The sequence below is a fragment of the Allopontixanthobacter sp. genome, from assembly GCF_034376665.1.
GTDB lineage: Bacteria > Pseudomonadota > Alphaproteobacteria > Sphingomonadales > Sphingomonadaceae > Allopontixanthobacter.
Genome location: NZ_JAXMJI010000030.1, coordinates 1 through 23,914 on the forward strand (window position 1 = coordinate 1; position 23,914 = coordinate 23,914).

The 23,914-nt window shown below is 61.9% G+C and carries 24 protein-coding genes, 1 other RNA gene and 1 pseudogene; 11 read left to right on the forward strand and 15 right to left on the reverse strand.

Annotated features, from left to right (window positions below; translation table 11 throughout):
• Positions 1-110: 110 nt before the first annotated feature.
• On the forward strand, positions 111-845 hold the full coding sequence (locus tag U0988_RS03065; protein WP_322291179.1) for a 7-carboxy-7-deazaguanine synthase QueE: 735 nt from the start codon (positions 111-113) through the stop codon (positions 843-845).
• A gap of 103 nt (positions 846-948) precedes the next feature.
• On the opposite strand, the gene U0988_RS03070 is transcribed toward U0988_RS03065, so the two are convergent.
• From U0988_RS03070 to U0988_RS03090, 5 genes are all read right to left on the reverse strand, one after another.
• Entirely contained in the window at positions 949-2,640 is a 1,692-nt protein-coding gene (locus U0988_RS03070; RefSeq protein ID WP_322291180.1) for an ATP-binding protein, read from the reverse strand.
• 98 nt (positions 2,641-2,738) lie between these two features.
• The gene (locus U0988_RS03075) at positions 2,739-3,515 is read right to left on the reverse strand and encodes a TIGR02186 family protein (protein WP_416172356.1); all 777 of its coding nucleotides are present in this window, start codon (positions 3,513-3,515) and stop codon (positions 2,739-2,741) included.
• Positions 3,512-4,426, reverse strand: a complete 915-nt coding sequence (locus U0988_RS03080) for a sulfite exporter TauE/SafE family protein (protein WP_322291181.1) — start codon at positions 4,424-4,426, stop codon at positions 3,512-3,514. Before U0988_RS03080 ends, U0988_RS03075 begins: the two co-directional genes overlap by 4 nt.
• Before the next feature lie 78 nt (positions 4,427-4,504).
• Entirely contained in the window at positions 4,505-5,629 is a 1,125-nt protein-coding gene (locus U0988_RS03085; protein ID WP_322291182.1) for a hypothetical protein, read from the reverse strand.
• A complete protein-coding gene (locus tag U0988_RS03090; RefSeq protein ID WP_322291183.1) occupies positions 5,626-7,074 on the reverse strand; it encodes a glycosyl transferase family protein in 1,449 nt (482 codons plus the stop codon). Before U0988_RS03090 ends, U0988_RS03085 begins: the two co-directional genes overlap by 4 nt.
• Positions 7,075-7,162: 88 nt before the next feature.
• Between U0988_RS03090 and nhaA the strand changes: the two genes are divergently transcribed.
• Entirely contained in the window at positions 7,163-8,374 is a 1,212-nt protein-coding gene (nhaA, locus tag U0988_RS03095) for a Na+/H+ antiporter NhaA (protein WP_322291184.1), read from the forward strand.
• Between the two features lie 20 nt (positions 8,375-8,394).
• Here nhaA and U0988_RS03100 read toward each other — a convergent pair whose 3' ends face one another.
• Entirely contained in the window at positions 8,395-8,832 is a 438-nt protein-coding gene (locus U0988_RS03100; protein WP_322291185.1) for a VOC family protein, read from the reverse strand.
• A 207-nt stretch (positions 8,833-9,039) separates the two neighbouring features.
• Complete coding sequence (locus U0988_RS03105; RefSeq protein WP_322291186.1) at positions 9,040-9,783, reverse strand: TorF family putative porin; 744 nt, start codon at positions 9,781-9,783, stop codon at positions 9,040-9,042.
• Positions 9,784-10,211: 428 nt separating this feature from the next.
• Here U0988_RS03105 and U0988_RS03110 point away from each other — a divergent pair, with 428 nt between their 5' ends.
• Positions 10,212-10,958, forward strand: coding sequence for a metallophosphoesterase family protein (locus U0988_RS03110; RefSeq protein WP_322291187.1), 747 nt, complete (start codon positions 10,212-10,214; stop codon positions 10,956-10,958).
• Positions 10,959-10,976: 18 nt separating this feature from the next.
• Here the strand turns inward: U0988_RS03110 and U0988_RS03115 are convergent, their stop codons facing one another.
• From U0988_RS03115 to U0988_RS03135, 5 genes are all read right to left on the reverse strand, one after another.
• Positions 10,977-11,345: a PRC-barrel domain-containing protein gene (locus tag U0988_RS03115; protein WP_322291188.1), complete on the reverse strand. Its 369-nt coding sequence runs from the start codon at positions 11,343-11,345 to the stop codon at positions 10,977-10,979.
• Between the two features lie 130 nt (positions 11,346-11,475).
• Positions 11,476-11,958: RNase P RNA component class A (gene rnpB / locus U0988_RS03120), an RNA gene on the reverse strand.
• Positions 11,959-11,965: 7 nt separating this feature from the next.
• The gene (locus U0988_RS03125; RefSeq protein WP_322291189.1) at positions 11,966-12,670 is read right to left on the reverse strand and encodes an N-acetylmuramoyl-L-alanine amidase; all 705 of its coding nucleotides are present in this window, start codon (positions 12,668-12,670) and stop codon (positions 11,966-11,968) included.
• A gap of 34 nt (positions 12,671-12,704) precedes the next feature.
• Positions 12,705-13,361 (reverse strand): histidine phosphotransferase family protein, encoded by a 657-nt coding sequence (locus U0988_RS03130; RefSeq protein ID WP_322291190.1) that lies wholly within the window; start codon positions 13,359-13,361, stop codon positions 12,705-12,707.
• A 37-nt stretch (positions 13,362-13,398) separates the two neighbouring features.
• A complete protein-coding gene (locus U0988_RS03135) occupies positions 13,399-13,794 on the reverse strand; it encodes a M67 family metallopeptidase (RefSeq protein ID WP_322291191.1) in 396 nt (131 codons plus the stop codon).
• Positions 13,795-13,870: 76 nt separating this feature from the next.
• Here U0988_RS03135 and U0988_RS03140 point away from each other — a divergent pair, with 76 nt between their 5' ends.
• The 7 genes from U0988_RS03140 to U0988_RS03170 all read left to right on the forward strand — a co-directional run bounded on the left by U0988_RS03140 (position 13,871) and on the right by U0988_RS03170 (position 19,510).
• A complete protein-coding gene (locus U0988_RS03140) occupies positions 13,871-14,818 on the forward strand; it encodes an RluA family pseudouridine synthase (RefSeq protein WP_322291201.1) in 948 nt (315 codons plus the stop codon).
• Between the two features lie 175 nt (positions 14,819-14,993).
• Entirely contained in the window at positions 14,994-15,836 is an 843-nt protein-coding gene (rpoH, locus tag U0988_RS03145) for an RNA polymerase sigma factor RpoH (protein ID WP_416172357.1), read from the forward strand.
• 96 nt (positions 15,837-15,932) lie between these two features.
• Positions 15,933-16,601 carry a monofunctional biosynthetic peptidoglycan transglycosylase gene (gene mtgA / locus U0988_RS03150; protein ID WP_322291193.1) on the forward strand — a complete coding sequence of 223 codons (669 nt, stop codon included), beginning with the start codon at positions 15,933-15,935 and terminating at the stop codon, positions 16,599-16,601.
• Positions 16,602-16,606: 5 nt separating this feature from the next.
• Positions 16,607-17,527, forward strand: a complete 921-nt coding sequence (locus tag U0988_RS03155; protein ID WP_322291194.1) for a cation diffusion facilitator family transporter — start codon at positions 16,607-16,609, stop codon at positions 17,525-17,527.
• Complete coding sequence (locus tag U0988_RS03160) at positions 17,524-18,105, forward strand: sigma-70 family RNA polymerase sigma factor (RefSeq protein ID WP_322291195.1); 582 nt, start codon at positions 17,524-17,526, stop codon at positions 18,103-18,105. Before U0988_RS03155 ends, U0988_RS03160 begins: the two co-directional genes overlap by 4 nt.
• Positions 18,102-18,842, forward strand: coding sequence for an anti-sigma factor domain-containing protein (locus U0988_RS03165; protein WP_322291196.1), 741 nt, complete (start codon positions 18,102-18,104; stop codon positions 18,840-18,842). Before U0988_RS03160 ends, U0988_RS03165 begins: the two co-directional genes overlap by 4 nt.
• A gap of 101 nt (positions 18,843-18,943) precedes the next feature.
• Positions 18,944-19,510: a fasciclin domain-containing protein gene (locus U0988_RS03170; RefSeq protein WP_322291197.1), complete on the forward strand. Its 567-nt coding sequence runs from the start codon at positions 18,944-18,946 to the stop codon at positions 19,508-19,510.
• Between the two features lie 163 nt (positions 19,511-19,673).
• Here the strand turns inward: U0988_RS03170 and clpX are convergent.
• Together clpX and U0988_RS03180 are read right to left on the reverse strand one after the other, a co-directional pair.
• A pseudogene (clpX, locus tag U0988_RS03175) lies at positions 19,674-20,938 on the reverse strand (ATP-dependent Clp protease ATP-binding subunit ClpX).
• A gap of 183 nt (positions 20,939-21,121) precedes the next feature.
• The gene (locus tag U0988_RS03180; RefSeq protein WP_322291198.1) at positions 21,122-21,826 is read right to left on the reverse strand and encodes an ATP-dependent Clp protease proteolytic subunit; all 705 of its coding nucleotides are present in this window, start codon (positions 21,824-21,826) and stop codon (positions 21,122-21,124) included.
• A gap of 116 nt (positions 21,827-21,942) precedes the next feature.
• Between U0988_RS03180 and U0988_RS03185 the strand changes: the two genes are divergently transcribed.
• Positions 21,943-23,454 carry an amidase gene (locus tag U0988_RS03185; protein WP_322291202.1) on the forward strand — a complete coding sequence of 504 codons (1,512 nt, stop codon included), beginning with the start codon at positions 21,943-21,945 and terminating at the stop codon, positions 23,452-23,454.
• Between the two features lie 10 nt (positions 23,455-23,464).
• Here the strand turns inward: U0988_RS03185 and U0988_RS03190 are convergent, their stop codons facing one another.
• A complete protein-coding gene (locus U0988_RS03190; RefSeq protein WP_322291199.1) occupies positions 23,465-23,833 on the reverse strand; it encodes a DUF1622 domain-containing protein in 369 nt (122 codons plus the stop codon).
• Positions 23,834-23,914: the final 81 nt, after the last annotated feature.

The window sequence follows — 23,914 nt, forward strand, 5'->3', positions numbered from 1 at the left end:
CACCCCCAACCCCTCCTAAAACAGGAGGGGAGTAAGAGTGGCTATTCTTGATCAATCTCTGAAGCAGGAAACCACCCCCAACCCCCTCCTTTAAAAAGGAGGGGGCTTGAATGCCGCTAACGCTCGCCACCACCACGCCCGGGGAACCGGAGATTTTCGCCTCCGTTCAAGGCGAAGGTCCATCGGCTGGCAGCCCCTGCACCTTTATCCGCCTGTCGCGCTGCAACCTCGCCTGCGTATGGTGCGACACTGCTTACACGTGGCATTTCGAAGGCGATAACCGCCCGCACCGCGATGCTGCGACATTCGACCGGAAAGCCAACCAGATTACCCTGAGCGAAGCGGAGGTTGCGCAGCGGATCAACGCACTGGCTCAGCGGCGCCTGGTGATTACGGGCGGGGAGCCGCTGCTGCAGGCCCCGGCCCTCGCCGCGCTGCTGGAATTGCTGCCCGATATGACGGTGGAAGTCGAAACCAACGGCACCACCAGCGCCCCGCCCCGGCTCGATATCCGGATCGACCAATATAATGTCAGCCCGAAACTGGCGCATAGCGGCAATCCGGCGGAACTGGCGCTGCTGCCTGAACGGCTGAGCCATTACAGTGCCGACAGCCGCGCCTTCTTCAAATTCGTGATTGCTACGCCGGAAGATGTGGCCGAAGTGACCGCCCTCGTCCGCGCCCACGCCATTCCACCCGCGCGGGTATTCCTGATGCCCGAAGGCACCGACAGCGCGGTACTGAGGGAGCGCGAAAAATGGCTGGTGCCGCTATGCCTTCAGCACGGCTTCCGGATGAGCGACCGCCTGCATATCCACCTGTTCGGGGATACGCGGGGCACCTGAGAAAAGGCGGGCCGCGGCAGCAGCCCCAAAGGCCGACCGGCCGCCGGCCGGTCAGGCCGCCCCCGCGGAGGCGTTGGCAAAGCCAACTAGCCGCGAGCGAAAATCACGCCCCCTGGCTGCGCCACCTTTGCACAGTGCGGTGGACGGCATCTTCTTCGCCGCCGCTCTGGCGCCACAATTCCACGAAGCTGGGATCTTCCGATGCCGGGCGCTTCGATTCTTCGAGATTGTCGAACGATACACGGATCGGGATCGCCACGCCTTCGCCGCAGATAATGCATTCGCGGTTGCGCAGGGCGGGAATGGAATCGAGAAACCCGCGCGCGCCTTCGGGCATGGCGGATTTCACGAAGGCCTGGTCGCGGTCGTTGTTGAGACGCATCGAGATGATCGTGCCGCATTGCGACAGCACGCCTTCGGCAAGATCGGACGGGCGCTGGGTAATCAGGCCCAGCGAAATGCCGTATTTGCGCCCTTCCTTGGCGATCCGGCTGAGGATCTTGCCCACCGACGATCCGTCGGCATTGGCTTCGTTCGGGACATAACGGTGGGCTTCTTCGCAGACCAGCAGGATTGGCGAGGTTTTCTCGTCACGTCCCCAGATCGCGAAATCGAACACCAAGCGCGACAGGACGGCGACCACGGTGGCGGTAATGTCCGACGGAACGCCCGACACGTCGATAATAGAGATCGGCTTGCCCGCGCTGGGCATCCGGAAGACCTTGGATATGAAATCCGCCATCGTGTCGCCCACCAGCATTCCGGAGAACATGAACTGGTACCGCGGATCGCTTTTCAATTCGTCCAGCTTGGTCTTGATCCGCATGAACGGCGCGCTGGAGGTGGCCTTGTCGAGCTGGCCCATCTGGTTCTGGATTTCGTTCGACAGGTCGGACAATAGATATGGCACCGGCGAATCCACCGTGATCTTGCCCATGGTTTCGGCCAGCCGGTTCTTCAGCCGTGCCTTGAGCAGGCACCGCGCCAGAATATCGGCATCGACCTGGCGTTCGTTGCCGTTGGAGGACAGCAGAACTTCGGAATGTTCTTCGAAATTCATCAGCCAATACGGCATCTGCAGATTGGTAACGTCGAAGATCTTGCCGGTCGTCTTGAAGGCCGCCGAATATTCGCCGTGCGGATCGATCATCACGATGTGACCTTCCGGGGCAGCTTCGCAGATCCGGTGGAGCAGCAGCGCCGCACTGGTGGATTTGCCGGTGCCGGTCGAACCCAGCAGCGCGAAATGCTTGCCCAGCAGCGCATCGACATACAGGCCCGCGCGGATGTCCTTGGTCGGATAGACGGTGCCGATCTGGATGTTGGCGCGGCCATCGCTGGCGTAGATCTGGCGCAAATCGGGGGTCGTAGCGGGATAGATCAGCGCGCCAGGCACGGGGTAACGGGTAACGCCGCGGCGGAAACTGTGAATCTTGCCGGTCAGTTTTTCCTCCTGACCTTCGCCGAGGAAATCGATGTTCGCGATGATCCCGTCATTGGCGCGCCGATCCTGCCGCTGGTTACGCACACTGGCGAGGAGCCAGCTGTTGCCGACGCGGATCTTGATCTGGCTGCCGACCTGTCCTGCAAGCCCGATCGACGGATCGTCATCGGCCATACATTCGTTCAGCCGCTGCAGATCAAGGGCAACTTGCGAACCTGAGCCAGCGATTTCGAGGACCACCCCGATCGGACGCATCGCGTTATCGGCAGTATCCAACCCAGCCGGCGACGGGTCCGCGAATTCGGTATCCGCGCCGGGCCGCTGAAAGTTGCCGTGAGCCATATCGGTCATGTTAGGTATTTTCCCCGTTGAACATAACCGCAGGGGTAGTCTGGGGAGGGTTAACATCGGGTCAACATCTGCTTCGATCACCGGGGCACGCCCGCATCTCAGATCATGGCGAAGACCCGTCCGGCGACCCAGCCCATGAAAATCGACAGAAACACCGCGATCAGACCGTAGAAGAACGCCTGCTTCTGGGAGAACACTTCGACGAACCGTTCGAAGCCGACCTTTTTGACCTCCACTTCCGCAATTGCCGACGCGATCACGCGGCCGCGCGTGATCGCGAAGGTTTCCGCCGTATAGGTGCCGGTCTGAACATTCGAGGGCAGCGAGATGCGGGCCTGATACAGCACTTGTTCGTTGATCTGCACCCCGCCCATATCCTCCTGGTACAACCCTTCGCGCTGGCGCAGATCTACCAGCCCCTGGGTGAATTTGGTCTGTTCAGCCGGATCAATCGTCCCGGTCGGCGAAAGCTGGATGAAGCCCAGACCCAATTCATAGATCGCCGCTGTCCGTTCATCGACGATTTCCGAAATCGGCGCCGAGGACGCGACGGCAAAAAACGACGGGGCAGAGCGGAAATCGGTGGTGGTCGCGTTGATCCAGATGCCGCCGATACGCTCTTTCTCGCGGACCCGGATTGCGCCGGTCGGGCCCTTGAGAACGACCACTATCTCGTAATCGTTCCCGCCGCGTCCGCCGCTGGGGTCGAGAATTGCTCCGAACAGCAGCAATTCCGTCCCGACGAATCCTTGCCGAACCTGCACCTCGTGCTGCGAAACTTCCGGCACGAGAATGGGATCACGCTGGGCGCTGGCCGGCTGGCCTGGAAGCACGGCCGCCATGACCAGCAGGAGGAGCAGGCGGACGAGGTTCATAGTGCCACCACGGTAAAAATCTCGTCCGGCCGGAACCCCAGACCGAACAGCATCCGCAGCGCCACCAGCAGCACGATCGACGACAGCACCAGCCGGAGTATCTCCGGCCGGGCGACCTGGGCAATCTTGGCCCCCATTTGCGCACCGGACACCGATCCAAGCAGCAACAGAACCGCCAGCACGATGTCGATCGCGCGCGTCGTCAGCGCGTGCATCATAGTCGTGGCGATGGTCACGAACAGGATCTGGAACAACGAAGTGCCGACAACCACATTCGCGTTCATGCCCAGGATGTAGAGCATGGCGGGCACCAGGATAAATCCGCCGCCCACCCCCATCAGCATGGTCAGGATGCCGACAACAACGCCCAGGATCAGCGGAGCCAGCGGCGAAATGTAAAGTCCCGAACCGTAGAACCGCCAGCGAAGGGGCAGCGCCGTTACAAGCGGGTGGTGGCGCCGCTTCTTCACGGTTCGGCTCATGCCCTTTTCCGACGGGCGCAGCGTCTGAAGCGCTTCCTTCAGCATCAGCGATCCAATGGTCCCGAGCATCAGCACGTACAGCACGTTGATCACGATATCGATCTGGCCGATGGCCTGGAACCAGCGAAACAATACCGCGCCGATTCCGGCCCCGAAGATGCCCCCGGCAACCATCACGCTGCCCATCCGGTAATCGACCCCGCCCCGGCGCCGGTGGGCAAAGACCCCGGAAACGCTCGCCCCGGTGACCTGCGTGGACGCGGATGCCGCAGCGACTGTGGGGGGAATGCCGTAAAAGATCATCAGCGGCGTGGTCAGAAAGCCGCCGCCGACCCCGAACAGTCCGGACAACACCCCGGTAATCATGCCCAGCAGCACGATGACCAGCCCGTTGACCGACAAATTCGCAATAGGAAGATAGACGTCCATTGGTGCTGCCCTAAACCACGCCAGCAGTGGATTAAAGCTGAACCGTGCAGGGCATCGGGGTAAAGTGCTGCGACCGGATCAGAAGCCTGTCGAAAGAGTGATGGCAACGCCCGACTTCGGTTCTGCCGCACCCGCTGCCCTCAGACGGTAATCCACCGCCACACGGGCGGGTACGGGCCCTAGTTGCACATTCACTGATGCACTCGGGCCAATGTCGAGCCGGGATGCCCCCTTCTGGGCGCCGCCCCATGCTCCGGCTCCGGCCCGCAGGCTGCCGCGGTCGAACCGGAGCATTTCGCGGTCGACCCGGGCCTGTCCGTCCACAAAAGCGGTCGCGAAATCGCCGCCGACATATCCCGCCGCCAGATAGGTCTCGCCGCGCAAACCGAGCGGCAGGGGAACGGGCGGAATCTCCGTCACCGCGAACGCAGCCGGGCGAACTTCGGTGGAGAAGGCGCTCCGGAGCGCACGAAGTTCGGCATGCGCCGCGACGGGAATTCCGCGGAACGGAACGGCGGACAGGCCCGCCGCAACCTCGGTTTCCCGGCCCGCTGCCAAAGCCTTGGTCGCCCGGACGTAGGCTGCGGGGCGCAAGCTGCTGCCGGGCTGGAGCCGGTAACGCAGCACCGCGCCCGCCTGGCTCGCGCCATAGGTGGCAAACCCTGTGCCCGTATTCGCCGCGAGCGAAGCCTGTGGCCGCAGGAACAGCCAACTGTCCAGCGACCAGCGCTTGCCCACTGCAGAGGCGGTACGGCCGGAGAAAGGTGGCAGACCGGCCCGGGTAGCCGCGCTCTGGCGCATAATCTGCGCGATGTCCGGCAAGACCGGAACCTGCCCCATCGCCGCCAGCCAGAGCAACTGATGCGAGGCAAGTACCTCCAGCCTGCCACTTGAGGCGGACGCGGGAGGAACCGGTGCAGCCGATGTGACGGCAAACTTGACCGGTTTGGGCGCCGCAATCACGGAATTGATCTGATAGGTCCATGCGGCGGCCATAGCTGCGCCTTGCGGCGCGGTGGTAGCCAGCGCAGCCGAAGGTTCGTCCATAGGCTGCAAATCCGATGGGGCGGTAACCAAGGTAAGCGGCGGTATCCGCGGAAAGGGAGATTCCCACACCGCCATGCGGATGCCGCTCCACCCCAGCAACAGGAGGGAGAAGACCACCAGCGGCTGGCCCGCGCGCCGCCTGGCCGGACGGCTCATGCGGGGCGCTTCCGTAGCGGACTGTGGGCAATGGACGGCGCCGCAATACGGGCCGGATGGGCATCATGATGGGTTTTGTCCCATTGCGGTATCTGACCGGCAAGCGTCTTGAGATAAGCGATGAGGGCCCGCCGCCCGGCCATGATGGCGATTATATTGGCGACCGGAATGCGAAGGACGGCGCGCAGCCCCTCCACCCAGCCATATTCGCGTGCCGTGAACGCGAAACGCCAGACCACGCGCCACGCGAAGCTGACGAAATTCAGCACCAGAATGATGCTGAGTTCCGGTGACAATTCCAGCGGCTGACCAACGCCGGCAAGGTTCATAAGCCAACCCGCAGTTGCGAGCACCAGCAGAGCGTAGGCCAGAGCCAGCACCAGCGCGGTGACCGGACCGCGGCGGTCGCGTATCCGCATCCAGATTTCTGCGGGGCGGGCGTGCCAGCCGAGCCTGTCCCACCCTTGTAACGCAATTCCGTGGATCCAGCGGGTCTTCTGCCGGACCGCCTGATCGAGACGGGCCGGGAAATACGCCCTGGTAGCGACCAATTGGCCGTCCGCATGGCGATATCGCAGGAACCGTGCGGTTCCGCTCTGGGCCGAAATGCCCAGACCCAGTTCGTAATCTTCCGTCAGGCAGTCGGCAGCAAAGGGATTGCCTCCCGGCTTTGTACGGGCGAGCACAGCCAGCGCGTCGCGGCCAACTGCGCAGCCGACTCCGGCGAGGGGCATGCCCGCCCGTAGCGCATCGCGAACGACCATCGCCTTGCCGTGCGCCTCGGCGAATTCCTCGCAATAATGGCTGCCGATCCACCGGCTCTGCGGCTGCGGGACCGGCAGAACGGGCAATTGGACGAGATCGGAAGTGTCCATCGCAGCATCGAGCAGTCCGAGCGCCGAATGATCGACCATGTCTTCCGCATCATGGATGACGATCATCCTGGTGCGAATTCCGCTGCGCAGCTCATCCTCGGCCAGCGCCCCGTACAGGCGATTGAGGCAATCGGCCTTGGTGGTCGGTCCTATCCGGGCATGGATTACAAGGCGCAGTCGTGGATCGCCTGCCGCGGCATGACGGACAGCCTCGATCGTGGCCTGATCGTTGGCATAGCAACCGACATACACGCGAAATTCCGACTGACGCCAGGACGACAACATATGGTCGATGGTGATCCCAATGACGCCCGATTCCTGCCACGTCGGGACAAAGATTGCTGCTGGCCCGATCAAGGGTTCCTGGTCCGTGCCGGGAAGCGTGCCGTCGCTGGTACCGGGCAGCACATAAGTGCGTGTGCGACCGGTCAGGCGGAACCAGATCCATGCCGCGTCCATGCAGATTTCGTCTGCCGCACCGATCAGGAAAAATACACCGGCGAACAACAACAGCTCATGCTGAAACAGAATAAACCATTCAAAAGCCGTGAAAGCTTCGATAGTCAACATAGCGCCCCTTATAAGGGTTTGTACCTATCCGAGGCGTAGGAAGCTTGCAACGCGCAAAGATTTGCGAAAGAGGGGGGCGCATCGAATTATGGAAAAGACAACTCCCCCGCTTCGCGAATTTTTTGCTCCCGTGCGCGCCCTGTTTGTGGGCGATGCCTCTGCGGGTATTCTGCTGATAGTGGTGGCCGCCGCCGCGATGGCGATGGCAAATTCTCCGCTGGCCGCCGAGTATTTCCACCTGTTCCATGGCGCGCTGCCCTGGACTCCGATCGCCAAACTGAACACGGCGCATCTGTGGATAAACGACGGATTGATGGCGATTTTTTTCTTCGTTGTCGGGCTGGAGGTCAAGCGCGAGTGGATCGAGGGACAGCTATCGACCAACGAACAGCGGCGTTTGCCGATTCTTGCCGCGGTTGCGGGAATGGGGGTTCCGGCGCTCGTCTATTCCTTCTTCGTGTGGAATGAACCGGCCCGTCTGTTGGACGGTTGGGCAATCCCGGCGGCCACCGATATTGCTTTTGCGATGGGTGTGCTCGGCCTGCTCGGCAACCGGGTGCCGCCTTCGCTGAGACTGTTTCTGCTGACCGTCGCCATCGTCGACGATATCGGCGCGGTGCTGGTCATCGCGCTGGTCTACACCCCGGGCATCAAGCTGGCATGGCTGATCGGGGCATTGGTAACGGTCGGCGTGATGCTGGGCCTGAACCGGATGCGCATTACCAGTACGGCCCTGTACATCGCACTGGCGATTGTGCTCTGGTACCTAGTCCTTAATTCGGGAGTCCATGCCACGATCGCCGGAGTTGTCGCGGCGTTGACCATTCCGATGGTCGGCAATAACGACAACACGATGCTGGAACGCATCGAGCACGCGATGGCACCCTGGAGTGCCTATCTGATCGTTCCGATCTTCGGCTTCGCCAACGCCGGGGTTGCCCTGGCAGGCATCGGCATTGCCGGGATCGTCGCGCCGCTGCCCGTGGCGATCGCAGCGGGGCTTTTTCTGGGCAAGCAAGTGGGCATTTTCAGCGCCATCTGGATAGCCGACCGGATCGGGTTCGCCGCGCGCCCGCATAATGCAAGCTGGCCGGAGATATGGGGCGTTTCGATCCTGTGCGGCATCGGTTTCACTATGTCGCTGTTCATCGGCGAACTGGCGTTTCCCGGCTACCGTCTGCTGATCGACGAAGCGAAGATCGGCACTTTGCTCGGCTCGCTGATATCGGCGGTGGTGGGTTTCACGATCCTGCGCATGACGACCGGCCATCCGGCCGACAGGTCCGCTCGTCCGGGATAACGGGCGCGGCGCTTGTAATCTTACCAGCTGCCGGTGTTTTCCATGCTCGCCCAGGGTTCCTGCGGCAGCAAATTGCCTTCCTGCAGCAATTCGATCGAAATCCCGTCGGGCGACCGGACAAAAGCCATGTGCCCGTCGCGCGGAGGACGGTTGATGGTTACTCCGGCATCCATCAGCCGCTGGCACGTCTCATAGACATTATCCACCCGGTAGGCGAGATGGCCGAAATTGCGCCCGCCGTCATACTGCTCGGGCGCTCCGCCGTCCTCGGGCGGCCAATTGTAGGTCAATTCAACCTCCGCCACGCCTTCCTGCCCCGGCGCTGCCATGAAGATCAGGGTAAAGCGCCCCTTTTCGCTGTCGAAGCGGCGCACTTCCTCCAGCCCGATGAGGTTGAAGAACCTCACTGTGGCCTCGGGATCGGACACGCGGATCATCGTGTGGAGATAGTGAATCATCGAAAGGGGCCTTCTTGTTCAAACCAGGGTTCATCGATCACAATGCCGGTTCACTGCGGCTGATGCAGTTAACCGGACGGGTTGGAGAGAAGATGCGATGATTGACGGCTCGAAGCAAGCAGCGGAGGCAAGTTCTCGCTCGGCTGCAAAAAAGGGGTCTGCGCCGCAGTGGCGAAGACCCCTTTTTCCCAGGTTCGGGTGTAGTCCTTAGAAGCTGGCGCTCAGCGTAACGACGACGGCATCGTCGACGAAATCATAGGCACCGACCGGAATGTCACCTTCGGCACCGACATAGGCAACGCCAAGACTGACCGGCCCGTAAATGGCCGCTTCCGCGCCGATCGACCAATCGAAGGCCTTGCTGTCATCGGTGAAGGTCAGGAAACCATCGGTGTAACCCACATGGCCGGTCACGGTCAGCGGAGTGCCGGGGACACCTACACCCAGATCGGTGTAGAAATAGAGGTTGTCCGTCCCGCCAAGCGAATCCTGCTCCGGGGCATAGGCTACGCCGACCGTCGCTTCGGCCGGACCAAAGGTGAAGCCGAGTGAACTGTAGAATTCGGTGTAGTCGAACTCGCCCGGACCGGCGTTGGGATAGATATACTGGATCACCCCGACATCGAGCGCGAGCCCTTCGGTCACGTTTCCGCTCCATCCGCCGTAGATGTCGAGTTCGGTCGAACCGTAGCCCACTGTGTCTTCATCGAGCGAAGATGCCCACGTGCCGACATAGAAGCCCGAATCGTGAGCAATATCGACGCCGCCCTGCACGGCAAGATCGCCGCCGGACAGGTCGACGCCCCGGAAACGGTATTCGCTGGCAAGCGCGACGTTGGCCGAAACGGTAATCGACGAATCGCTGTCGTCCTGCGCAAAAGCCGGGGCCGCGAGAAGTGCCGAAGTAGAAAGGATAGTTGCAACGGTGAGGCTGCGAATGGACGTTAGCATGACAAACTTCCTTGTTTGTGTGAGTTGCTTCGTCCCACCTGCGTGTCTGCCGGTTGCATCATTTGCTGTGCGAACTCTGACAAATACGAAACAAACGTGCCGCACTCTTGTGCAGTGCACAAGAGAAATTGCGGAGCATGGCGCGGCAAATCCCTAAACTGTGCCCATTATGCACCACTGTGACAGGCATGGTCCAATCGCCTCCCCCGAATTCAGCAAACCGACAGGCGTTGCACTGCAAGGGAGGCTGGCTTAAGCGGCAGGACAACAGCGGCGGAACGGTCGATCGCGGTTCTGCTAGAAAATTATCTCTTCGGAATCAAATGGAACCGTCCGTCATTCGGTTCCAGAATCAGGTTGCGCCTACCCCTATGTTCGAATTCTTCCGACAGTTTTTCCGATCCAGCCCTGCCGGGCCAAGCGCGCGCTTGCCCGAAGGTCAGCGCGCCTATGTCATCGGCGACATCCACGGCCGGCTCGACCTGTTCGAAGAACTGATCGAGGCTGTGGAACGCGACGATCTGGAATCCGGCCCCGCGGCAACCATGGTTATCCTGCTGGGTGATCTGGTCGATCGCGGACCGGACAGCGCGGGCGTGATCGACCGCGCCCGGCGCTGGCAATCCGCGCGTTCGGTCCGGATTCTGGCGGGCAATCACGAGGAAATGTTCCTCCAGGCCTTCACCAGTGTCACCATGTTGCGGCATTTCCTCAAGCATGGCGGACGTGAAACCGTGCTCAGTTACGGAGTCGATCCGCATCTGTATAATTGCGCGTCCCTGGAAGAACTGCAGACGATCATGGAGCGCCATGTGCCGGAGGCAGACCTCGAATTCATCCGGTCATTCGAAGAATATATGACTTTGGGCGACTATGCCTTCGTCCACGCAGGCATCAATCCGGAAGTTCCGCTCGCGGAGCAGACTCGTCAGGATCTCTTGTGGATTCGCGATCCCTTTCTCCGCTTTGCGGGACAACACTCGCACATTATCGTGCATGGCCACACGATCGTCGAAGAGGTCGACGAGCGGGACAACCGGATCGGCATCGATACCGGCGCCTACCGTTCAGGGCGGCTGACGGCGCTAGTCCTTGAGGGCGATCAACGCCGCTACCTCCAGACTGTCCAGACCGACGCCGGTGTGGATGTCGCCAATCTGGCCGTTGCCGCCTGAGCTTCCCGCCGCCGCGTTTCACCAATATGGTGTAACGGTCCAGTAATCATAGGCCCGCTGCTGATATTCCAGATCATAGGCCGTGTCCCGGTCCGACTCGCCGTAGGTCGGCGCGTTGCGAAGCTCGTCTTCGGTGACGTTGATCTGATATCCGCCAAGATCGGTGTCGTACTCGAATTTTTCCCACGGTACGCTGTGCAGTTCGCCGCCCATTCCCAGGAATGTGCCGACCGCAATTTCGACATCGCGCGCCTGGCCGCTTTTCTTTTCGATCATCACCCGGCGCACCGAGCCGATCTTGTCACCGTCGCGGCCAAAAACGCTGGTCCCTTCAACGCGGTCGCTGCCGATCAAGGCGCTGTCGCGAACATCATCTTCGAGCATCATGGTATCTCGCCTTCGCCGTGCAGCGCTGGAGCCGGATCATGGCGCTGCGAAAAAGAATTCTCCCGGCTTCATAAGGAGCAATGCGCGAAACCGGAAAGTTGTTTCCCGGTTCGTCGTAAATTCTGCGGAAATTGCCAGGGGGCCTGTAAGCCGGGTTCTGTCCTGCACGCGGTATGCGCGCCTTGTTTCCTTGGCGGCACCGGCCGCACAGGGGCAGCCATTCATCTAGACCGCATGTTGCCATACGGCTCAAGCAGCCAACCCGGGCGGTCGATGCGAAAACACATCTGCTCTGGCCGAAGCCTCGGCGCGCCGCCCCTATTTGGCTTTGCTCCGGGCGGGGTTTACCATGCCGCTGCTGTTACCAGCCGCGCGGTGCGCTCTTACCGCACCCTTTCACCCTTACCTCCGGTCCTTCGACACGCTCAGGATGAGCGGAGGCGGTATACTCTCTGTGGCACTTTCCCTGGGTTTGGATCCCCGGATTCGCACCCGGAGATTTTCACCCGGCGGGCATTACCCGCCGCCCTTGTTTCGTGGAGCCCGGACTTTCCTCGGCCCTCAACCTGCTCATCCTGAGCATGTCGAAGGACGCGGCTGCCCGGCCCCCTGGCACTTGCCTATCTAGCGCTTCCCCGGTCGCGTTCCAAGAGCAAATGGAACAGGATCGCGCGCAGCTGTCCGTCGATCTCGCCATCGATCCGGTGCGGGCGCCAGCGGCGCTGGAAAGCCTCGACCGCCTTGTGCCCGTCGGTAATGTCGTAACCCCAGCGCTCCAGCGCCATGTAGAACGCGCCGTCGTTGTCGAACGGGTCGCCCATCCGGATATCCGGCGTCGGCAGGGCGAGGCCGTATTCCGCCAGTCTTTCCCACGGAAACAGCTCCCCCGGATCGGTTTTGCGTGCCGGCGCGACATCGGAATGGCCGATTACATTGGCCCTCGGTATATCATATGTCCTGACGATCCGCGCCAGCAGCGGGACCAGCGCGTCGATCTGGGCTTCGGCGAACGGCCGGTAGCCCAGCGCATGGCCGGGGTGGTCGAGTTCGATCCCGATGCTGGCGGAATTCACGTCCTTGTGCCCGCGCCAGTAACTCGCGCCGGCGTGCCAGGCGCGCTTTTCCTCGGGAACAAGCCGGGTAACCTCGCCTGCCTCGCTGATCAGATAATGCGCGCTGACCTGCGTTTCGGGATCGCACATCCGCTGCAGAGCGGCCTCCGCATCGGCCATTTCGGTGTAATGGATAACCGCCATCGAAATCGGCAGCTGGCGTTCCCCGAAATTGGGCGAGAGCACTTCCCGATGGACGAGTTCATCCTTCACCCGGCACCCCCGTCCTTCCGGGCCGGGCGGAAATTCACCCGATCATGCCTTCGGGTTGGGGGAGCACCGCGCCCAGCACCAGCGCTTCGTCAGTGCGCTGATACTGCAGGCCGCCGCCCGCGGCGTTGGCCAGCACATGGATCATGTGGGCCGCCGCGGTCCGGCTGGACAATTCGTTGGCCGGCAGCGATCCTTCCAGCGCCCTGCCGATCGTATCGTCGAAAGCAATCTTCGGGCCCGTTGCCCGCACCACAATCTCGCTCGCGCCGTCACGCAGCTCGGCTCCGATATCCAGCGTCCCGCCGCGGACCAGCGCGTCGATCGCAATGTGGGAGAAATTGAGCAGAACCTTGACCGCATCCTTGGGCAGCTTGGCAGCGGCGAGTGCCCAATTCACCTGAATATTGGCCTTGTCCGCCACCAAGGCCTCCACCAGCGTCTTTGGCTCTTCGACCTCGACGAATTCGCCGAAACCGCCCGCGGCTCCGAATGCCAGCCGGAAGAACTTCAATTTGTCGGTACTGATCCGGGCGCTCTGTTCGAGCAATTCGAAACACCGCGCCCGCATTTCGGGGTCTTTCTCGTCAGCCAGCAGTTCCAGCCCGTTGCTCAGCGCGCCCACCGGGCTGAGCAAATCGTGGCACAGACGGGAGCAAAGCATCGCAGCAAGATCGACAGAAGCAGTGGTCATGCGAAAAATTTTCCGGATTTGAGTGTGGTTAACCCTCTTAGCGGGCCGGGCAGCTATAGCCAACCGGTTCGAAACCGGAAGGGCCATCGCGCCAGAATTCGACTCGGCCCATCCCGATTATTGCCCAGATGCGCCCGTCAGCGGCCGCCATGGCGCGATCCGTTGCGGATGGCTCCGGCGGTCCGACCGGATGTGAATGATAGTAGCCGAGGATCTGCGGCCCGCCGCTGCGTGCCTCGCGATAGGCGTCGATCAATGCGCGGGGATCGATTTCGAAGCGGGTTTCCGGTTCGGCGTGGATATTGGCGGTCGGCAGGATGCTGCCAATGGCAGTGCCCTGACCCAAAAGGACGCCGCACGCCTCGCGCGGAGCCGCCTTGGCCGCTTCGGCATGGAGCGCATCGATCATGCAGGCGGGAATGGTGACCATCATCGTATCTCCAAGCCTTAATCCAAAACGGGGCTTCGACAAGACGCGGGGGAACGGATAGTGGGGCCGGGTGACTGACATGGAAACGATTACCGGAATCTTGCCCGAACCTGCCCAGCGCCTCGACAAGGGCTTGGCCGAAGCATCGGGCTTGTCCAGAGAGCGGATCAAGGCGCTGATGGCCGAGGGCGCGATCGTGGTGGGCAAGACGACCGCTTCAAACCCGTCCAAGAAAATGCAGCCCGGTGCCCGCTTCACGATCACCCTGCCCCCGCCGGTCGAAGCTGCGGCCCAGCCGCAGGATATCCCACTCGATATCGTATTCGAGGACGAGCATCTGATCGTGGTTAACAAGTCTGCCGGAATGGTCGTCCACCCGGCCGCCGGAAACCACGACGGGACATTGGTCAACGCCCTGCTGCACCATTGCAAGGGCCAGTTGTCCGGCATTGGCGGGGTGGCCCGACCCGGCATCGTCCACCGGATCGACAAGGACACTTCTGGTTTGCTGGTAGCAGCAAAAACTACTGCGGCGCATGAAGGCCTGGCCCGGCAGTTTGCGGACCATTCGATCGAACGGACATATGTCGCGGTCTGCGCAGGCCACCCGGCGCCATCTTCCGGGACCATCGAAGCGCGCATCGGAAGGTCGGATCACAACCGCAAGAAGATGATGACGATGGACGACAATTCGTCACGCGGAAAGCGCGCAGTCACGCATTACAAGACGCTGAAACCCTTGCGCTTTTGTACGCTGATCGAATGCCGCCTCGAAACCGGGCGAACCCACCAGATCCGGGTTCATCTTTCGTCAATCGGGCATCCGCTATTAGGGGACCCGATATATGGACGGACACCTTCACAATTGCGGCCGGTATTACGCGATCTCGGCTTTGCCCGGCAGGCGCTGCACGCAGCCTCGCTTGGCTTCCTCCATCCGGTCACAGGCGAAAAGCACGAATTCCATGCTGAGATGCCTGCGGACCTGATGGAACTGATCGACGAAACCGTTCGTTTAAATCGATGAAACGCGCTTCAAGACGCAAAAATATCCTCTATATGTAACCATGTGGCCCGCACGAACGGATGCCCATCAGGGGTCCGGCACCGCGAGCCGACACAGAAAGGTTAGGGAAGAAGTGAGCACCAAGAAAAGTTTGACCGTTCCGGCCCTCGGCGGTGAGCAGAGCATCAACCGCTATCTGGCCGAGATCAAGAAATTCCCCATTTTGACGCCCGAGCAGGAATATATGCTCGCCAAGCGTTATGCCGAACACGAAGATCCCGAGGCAGCGGCACAGCTGGTCACCTCGCACCTGCGGCTGGTGGCGAAAATCGCCATGGGATACCGCGGCTACGGCCTGCCGGTCAGCGACCTGATTTCCGAAGGGAACGTCGGCCTGATGCAGGGCGTCAAGAAATTCGAACCCGATCGCGGCTTCCGTCTGGCTACCTATGCCATGTGGTGGATCAAGGCGAGTATGCAGGAATTCATCCTGCGCAGCTGGAGCCTGGTCAAGATGGGCACCACCGCCGCGCAAAAGAAGCTGTTCTTCAACCTGCGCCGGATGAAGAAGCAGCTGGAAGCCTATGAGGATTCCGACCTTCATCCCGATGACGTAACCAAGATTGCAACCGATCTGGGCGTCCCGGAACAGGAAGTCATCAACATGAACCGGCGGATGATGATGGGCGGCGATGCCTCCCTCAACGTCCAGATGCGCGGCGACGAAGATGGCGGCGGCCAGTGGCAGGATTGGCTGACCGACGATGGCCCGCTGCAGGATGAAATGGTTGCAGAGGCCGAAGAAGCGTCGGTCCGGCATGAAATGCTGGGCGCAGCGATGGACAGCCTCAACGACCGCGAGAAGCACATCCTGACCGAGCGGCGACTGACGGATAATCCGCAGACGCTGGAAGAACTCAGCCAGGTCTATTCGGTCAGCCGCGAACGTATCCGGCAGATCGAAGTGCGCGCGTTCGAAAAGCTGCAGAAGGCGATGAAAGCCATCGCCGGCGAACGGTTGATGCCCACAGCGGTCTAGCCTTCACCACCGGAATAAGGGCGGCCCCGATTGCGAAACGGCGATCGGGGCCGTTTTTGTTTGGCCGAGTGTCCCCGAGGTTGTTATCAGGCCTCGATGATCCGGGCCGCGAAATTACTCGTAAAAATTATTTTCTGGTTTGTCGGTATCAGTCTTGCGCTGGTGCTGCTGTTCAAATTCGTGCCACCGCCGGTTACGGCCACGATGATCCTGAACGGCGACGGGATTACCAAGGACTGGGAATCGCTCGGCAATATCGACCGTAATCTGGTGACCGCCGTGATCGCCGCTGAGGACGGGAAATTCTGCAGCCACAATGGCTTCGACCAGGAAGCGATCGAAAACGCCATCAGGCGCAATGCAGCAGGCGGGCGCATTCGCGGCGGCTCCACCATCAGCCAGCAAACCGCCAAGAATGTGTTCCTGTGGCAAGGGGGCGGATATTTCCGCAAGGGGCTGGAAGCGTGGTTCACCTTCCTGATCGAGACGGTATGGGGCAAGCAGCGGATCATGGAAGTCTATCTGAATGTCGCGGAAACCGGCATCGGCACCTACGGAGCGGAAGCGGGTGCCCAGCGCTATTTCCAGCATTCCGCCGCTCGGCTGACCAAGTCCGAGGCGGCGCGGATGGCCGCGGCCCTGCCACTGCCGCAGGAACGGTCCGTAACCAATCCGGCCGGCTTCACCCGCCGATACGGCAACACAATCTCCGCCCGCATGGGCGTTGTCCGGCGCGGCGGGCTCGACGCCTGCGTGTACGACTGACTCCGATGGGCGGCGGCCATTCTCACAGCCCTAACCATGGGCATCAACATGGGCATGGGCATACACCGACCGATTTCAGCAACGCCTTCGCCATCGGAGTGGTGCTGAACACCGCATTCGTCATCATCGAAGCGGCCTACGGGTTCTGGTCCGGCTCGATGGCGTTGATCGCGGACGCGGGGCATAATCTGTCCGATGTGCTCAGCCTGCTGCTTGCCTGGGCGGCAAGCGTTCTGGCCAAACGCGCGCCATCGCAGCGTTTCACTTACGGCTTGAAGAGCTCCACCATTCTCGCGGCGATGGCCAATGCTGGCCTTCTGATGGTGGCACTGGGAGCCATTCTTTATGAAACCATCAACCGGCTGTCCGATCCCGCGCCGGTGGCCGGAATGACCATGGTGATCGTGGCCGGCATTGGCATTGCCGTGAACACCGGCACCGCGCTGCTGTTCATGCGCGGACGGAAGGACGATCTCAACATCCGCGGCGCGTTCCTGCACATGGCCGCCGACGCTCTGGTGTCGGTCGGCGTGGTGGTGGCTGGGATCGCGATTCTGCTGACCGGCGCCTGGTGGATCGACCCGGTGACCAGCCTGGTCATCGTGGCGGTCATCGCCTTTGGCACCTGGGGGCTTCTCAGGGACAGCGTAAAGATGGGCTTGCTCGCTGTGCCCGAAGGGATCGACGAGAGTGATGTACGGGGCTTCCTCGCCGGTCTGCCAGGCGTCGAGACCGTGCATGATCTGCACATCTGGGCAATGAGCACTACCGAAACCGCGCTGACGGTTCATCTGGTGATGCCCGGCGGTACGACCGGCGACGGATTCCTGCGCGATGTGTCGGAGCGGCTGGCGCATGATTTCCGGATCGGGCATACGACCATACAAATCGAAACCACACGGGACTGCGACGGCTGCCACCAATGAGCGAACCAGACCCGTATCCCACCCATGCCGACGCCTCCCGGGCGCATCTTCGCGAAGCAATGGCACAGCTTGCCGGCGGTGACCGCAGCGCGCTCGAACGGATCTACCAGGCGACCTCCGCGAAACTATTCGGCATCTGCCTTCGTATCTTGGGGGACCGGAGCGAAGCGGAGGATGCGTTGCAGGACGTCTATGTCAGCCTGTGGCAACGGGCGAAAAGCTACGACCCCGAACGGGCCAGTCCGATCAGCTGGCTCGCGGTGTTCGCGCGCAATCGGGCTATCGACCGGCTTCGCAAGGGCAAGGTGCGCAGCGGCGCGGTGGGTGTGGACGAGGCGGCAGCAATCCCGGATCAGGCTCCGCTGGCCGACGCAGTGATGGAAACCGGCGAACGCAGCGCGCGAATCCATCATTGCATCGGTACTCTGGAAGAAGGGCAGCAGGACGCGATCCGTACCGCGTTCTTTGATGGAACCACCTATGCGGAACTGGCGAAACGGCGCGGCGTGCCTCTGGGAACGATGAAGAGCTGGGTGCGGCGCGGCCTGGCCCGGCTGAAAAGGTGTCTCGAAGAATGAGTGAGCCCGAAATGCCAGAGGGCGAAGTGCTCGCCGCCGAATATGTGCTGGGCCTGCTGGACGCGGAAGCCCGGCTGAACGCGCGCGGCATGATAGCGAGCGATACTGCCTTCGCCGCGTCGGTCGCGCGCTGGGAAGACCGGCTCGCTCCGCTGCTTGACGTGATCCCGGCTGCGGCACCGGGCGGCGACGTGTGGCAGCGAATTCAGACTGCGCTGGACCGGAGCGACCTTGCCGACGAACCGGTGATTGAAGTCCTCGCGCTGCGCCGCCGGGTACGCCAATGGAAAATCGCCACCGGATTTGCTGCCGCGGCGGCGGTGGTGCTGGCGTTCCTGGCACTGCCGATGACCCGCAGCCCCGGGCCAGACGCCGTTCCCGCGCAGCAGATTGCCGCCGCCGACCCGCTGGTCGCGTCGATCCCGATTGGCGATACTCCGCTCCGGCTGGGGGTGACCTATCTGCCGGACCGCGAGGAAATGCTGGTGTCCGCCAGCGGCCTTTCAGCCGACGGGGTGCACGATCACGAATTGTGGCTGGTGACGCCGGATGAAGGCGCAAAATCGCTGGGGGTAGTGGTGCCGGGCGAAGAACGGCGCATGACCGTGGGCGCGGCGCTTGCGCAGCGGATCGAAGACGGGGCGGAACTGGTCCTCACGCGGGAACCGCTCGGTGGAGCCCCTGCGGGAGCCGAGGCCGGACCGGTAGTGGCGAGCGGAAAACTTCAGAAGACCTGAAACTGTCGACGTTTTTCGCGGATTGGTGCATCCGCAGCGGGGCGCGTTCCGTAACTTTGAGGGCAAGCAGCAGACACGCTTGCCGTTCAAAGGAGACCAGGATGTTCAAACCCGTTTCACTCAAAGCTATTGCTCTCGGCACCGCAGCCGTCCTTTCCGCAGGGACCATCATGACCGCCGCCCCCGCACTCGCCGACCATCACAAGGCGGCAGCCAAAGCCCAGTCCAACATCGTCCAGGCTGCCATGGGCACCGGTATGCACAACACGCTGGTCGCCGCGGTCAAGGCTGCCGGCCTGGTCGATACGCTGTCCAGCCCCGGCCCCTTCACCATTTTCGCCCCGACGGACACAGCCTTTGCCAAATTGCCGGAAGGCACCGTTGGCACACTGGTGAAGCCCGAGAACAAGACGGCCCTGACCAATATCCTCACGTATCATGCCGTCGCCGGTGAAGTGAAAGCCGCAGACCTGATCGCGCTGATCAACAGCAGCGGTGGTACAGCGACGCTGACGACGGTTGCCGGCGGGACGCTGAGCGCGCGTCTGTCTGGCGACACGGTGGTCATCACCGACGCTGCAGGCCGTGCGTCCGCAGTCACGACGACGGATGTCGATGTCTCGAACGGCGTCATCCACGTAACGGACGGCGTGTTCCTGCCCGGCTGAGGCGAACAACAGCGAAGCCTTCCGGACGCGGCGTGTCCCCTCCCCCGCGTCCACACGATCCCGTCCGGTGCCATTTGGGCCGGACGGGATTTGTTGTTTCAGGGATGCCAGAGGGCGACCGCCTGGCAATTCAGGGGCCAAGCGCTAGCTCAGCCCAGGCAAGCTAGGCCGCCTTTTCCTTCTTGGCTTTCGCGCCCATCACCCGCACCGGATCCTTGCGGCCTTCGACCACGTCCTTGTCGATCACGATCTCGGTGACGCCGTCCATGTCGGGCAGGTCGAACATCGTATCGAGCAGCAACCCTTCCACGATCGAGCGCAGCCCGCGCGCGCCGGTTTTGCGAAGAATAGCCTTTTGCGCGATGGTTTCCAGAGCATCCTGAGTGAAGGTCAGCTCGACATCTTCCAGTTCGAACAGCTTGGCGTACTGCTTTGCCAAAGCGTTCTTCGGCTGGCTCAGAATTTCCACCAGCGCTTCGACATCCAGATCGCGCAGGGTGGCGATAACCGGCAGACGGCCAACGAATTCGGGAATCAGCCCGAATTTGAGGAGATCTTCCGGCTCCGCCTTTTCCAGCAACTCGCCCACCCGGCGCTTGTCCGGATCGGCGACATGGTTGCCGAAGCCGATGCTGCGCTTCTGCAGACGGTCCGCGATGATCTTGTCCAGACCGGAGAAGGCGCCGCCACAGATGAACAGGATGTTGGTCGTATCGACCTGGAGGAATTCCTGTTGCGGATGCTTGCGCCCGCCCTGCGGCGGGACGGAGGCGGTGGTGCCTTCCATAAGCTTGAGCAGCGCTGCTGCACGCCTTCGCCCGACACGTCGCGGGTGATCGAGGGATTTTCCGCCTTGCGAGTGATCTTGTCGATTTCGTCGATATAGACGATTCCGTGCTGCGCCTTGTCGACATTGTAGTCGGACGACTGGAGCAGTTTCAGAATGATGTTCTCGACATCTTCGCCCACGTAACCGGCCTCGGTCAGGGTGGTCGCGTCGGCCATCGTGAACGGCACGTCGAAGGTGCGCGCCAGTGTCTGCGCGAGCAGAGTCTTGCCGCAGCCGGTCGGGCCGACCAGCAGGATGTTCGATTTCGCCAGTTCGACATCGCCAGCCTTGCCGCCATGCTTCAACCGCTTGTAATGGTTGTGCACGGCAACCGACAGCACGCGCTTGGCGCGGTCCTGCCCGATCACGTAATCGTTCAGCGTGGTGAAGATATCCATGGGCGTGGGAACGTCGCCATCCTTGCGGCCGGCGATGCCCGCCTTGGTTTCTTCACGGATGATGTCGTTACACAGCTCCACGCATTCGTCGCAGATGAACACGGTCGGTCCCGCGATCAGCTTGCGCACTTCATGCTGCGATTTGCCGCAGAAACTGCAGTAAAGGGTACTCTTGGAATCAGTTCCGCTCAATTTGGTCATTTCCCGTGTTCCCGAATCCCTGTACCGAACCGGCGGACAGGGATTGCACCGACTGTATAGCCGGATTGCCGATAATCAACATCTAGGGCTACCATACGCCATCTTACGGACAGCTGAAGCAGCAAGGTTGCTGAATTGCTACACCCTGTCCGCCGACGATTAGCCCTGGCTGCGGGCGCCAGATTATTCCGGTGCGCCGCCCGATCCCAGCTCGTCCTTGGGTTCTTCGCCCTCGGGACGGCTTTCGAAAACCTTGTCCACGATACCGAACTTCATCGCTTCATCCGCTTCGAGGAAGGTATCGCGGTCCATCGCCTTCTCGATCTCGTCCAGGCTGCGCCCGGTGTATTTCACATACAGATCGTTCATGCTTTTCTTGATCCGCAGGATCTCGCGCGCCTGGATCTCGATGTCCGAGGCCATGCCGCGCGCGCCGCCAGATGGCTGGTGGACCATGATTCGTGCGTTGGGCAGCGCAACCCGCATACCCGGCTCACCCGCCGCAAGCAGAAAGCTGCCCATGCTGGCGGCCTGCCCCATGCAGACGGTGGAAACCCGCGGCTTGATATACTGCATCGTGTCGTGGATCGCCATGCCCGCTGTCACCACCCCGCCCGGTGAATTGATATACATCGAGATCGGCTTGGAGGGATTTTCACTCTCGAGAAACAGCAGCTGCGCCGTGATCAGCGATGCCATGCCGTCTTCCACCTGACCGGTAACGAACACGATGCGTTCGCGCAGCAGGCGGCTGAATATGTCGAAGCTGCGTTCGCCCCGGCTGGTCTGCTCGACCACCATCGGCACCAGCGCGCCGGTTACCGGATCCCGGGAAAACTGGCCTTGAGTGCCGTAGGTTTCGCCGGAAGTGCCAAACAGATCGATCATGAGAATCCTTAAACCTTGCAGGAGATGACCGCCTATGTCGCGACTGAGCAGCCGATGTTCAAGTGCGTTAATCCTGACCGGTGGAAAACCCGCTTGCGTGCCCGGAAGTTGCTGCCATTGTATCGGCTATGAAAACCAGCCACGTGATGATCGTCGCCCTGGCCCTTGCCGCCCCAACCATGGCGAACGCACAGGGCAACCTCCAATCCGATGCCGAAGCGGCACATTATGTCCAGCGGATCGAATCGCTCGACGATGCGGGGCCGCAGATAAACGCCGTCATCGTCTTCGATCGGGATGCCACCGCCAAGGCCGGGGCCGCCATGCGCGGCAATACCCGGCTGAATGGCCGGACCGTGCTGGTGAAGGACAATATCGAAACGAGCGAATGGGCCACCACTGCGGGCAGCCTCGCGCTCAAGGATAACCGGACCGGCCGCGATGCACCGATGATCACAAATTTGCGCGCGGCAGGCGGCGTAGTGCTGGGCAAGACCAACCTCAGCGAATGGGCCAATATCCGCGACAACAGTTCCACCAGCGGGTGGAGCGCGGTGGGGGGGCTGACGCGTAATCCTCACGGGATCGACCGCAACACCTGCGGTTCGTCCAGCGGCAGCGGGGCAGCAATTGCTGCAGGCTTTGCCTGGGCCGCGATCGGCACGGAGACGGACGGGTCGATTACCTGCCCGGCCAGCGTCAACGGCGTGGTCGGGTTCAAGCCGACCGTAGGCATGATCAGCCGCACCCATGTGGTGCCGATCAGCCATTCGCAGGACACCGCGGGGCCGATGGCCCGTTCGGTTCAGGATGCGGCCATGCTGCTGACCGCGCTCGCGGGCAGCGATCCGGCCGATCCGGCCACGGCAGAAGCCGACGCACGGAAAACCGATTTCAGCGCCGGACTGGGAAATTCCACGCTGCAGGGCGTACGGATCGGCGTCTTGCGCAAGCAGGTCGGCAACCGTGGGGATGTGCGCACGCTGTTCGATACGGCTTTGGCCGACATGGTGCGCGCCGGCGCGGTTCTGGTCGACATCGACTTCGAACCCAATGGCGAAATGTACCGTGATGAATATGCGGTGCTGCTGTTCGAACTGCGCGAGGACATGGGCACCTATCTACGCAGTTTGCCGGGCGCGGATATGCCCCGCAGCCTGAGCGATCTGATCGCTTTCAACGAAGCCAACTCCGCAGCCGAAATGCGCTGGTTCGGCCAGTCGATCTTCCTCGAAGCGGAGGCAGCGACGGACCGCTCTGCCTATGAAAAGGCGCGGGCGAACGCCTTGAAACTGGCGGGCGCAGAGGGGATCGACCGGCTGCTGGCGGAGAACGAGGTTGCCTTTCTGGTGGCCCCCACGACCGGCCCGGCGTGGGTCAGCGATCTGGTCAATGGCGATCATTTCAGCGGCGGCATCGGGGCCGGCAGCCTGGCGGCAATTGCCGGTTATCCGCATCTGACCGTGCCGATGGGGGCCGTCGAGGGATTGCCGGTGGGGCTGTCGATCATGAGCGGCAAATGGCGCGATCACGACGTGCTGAAAGCCGGTGCGGCTTATGAGCGGGCCCGCACGGCAGCCCTGCCGGAGCCGTCGTTGGCCCGGTGGCAACCCGCTCCTGCCGAATAGCCGGTGCTGCCTAGCGGTCGGCGCGGCTCTGCCGGGCGTTTTCGATTTCTCTCTGCAGGAAGTAATTGAGCGCGGTCCGGATCGTGGCGATGGCGGCCAGCTGGCCGATTTCGGACCAGCTGGGTGCAACCGCGGTTCGCAGAATGTCGGCTCCCAGGAGCAGTTCGAGCGCCAGGGCCAACCAGCGGCCAAGCCGCAGTCTGATTTCCTCTTTGACGTCGTGGGCACGGTCGGCGGAGCGGCTTGCGCTGTGCCCCCAGAAGGACAGCACCAGCCGAATGACCGCCTCCGCTACAGCATAGGCGACAACCAGCGCAGCCACCGCTTCGACCGCTATCGATACCCCCAGTGTTATCTCGCGGAGCCAGACCTCGATCATCACCCGATACCCCTATTTGCTGCGGCGCCCGCGAAAAAAACCAGGCCGGGATGTAGTATGGGTTTTTATAACGACAACGTC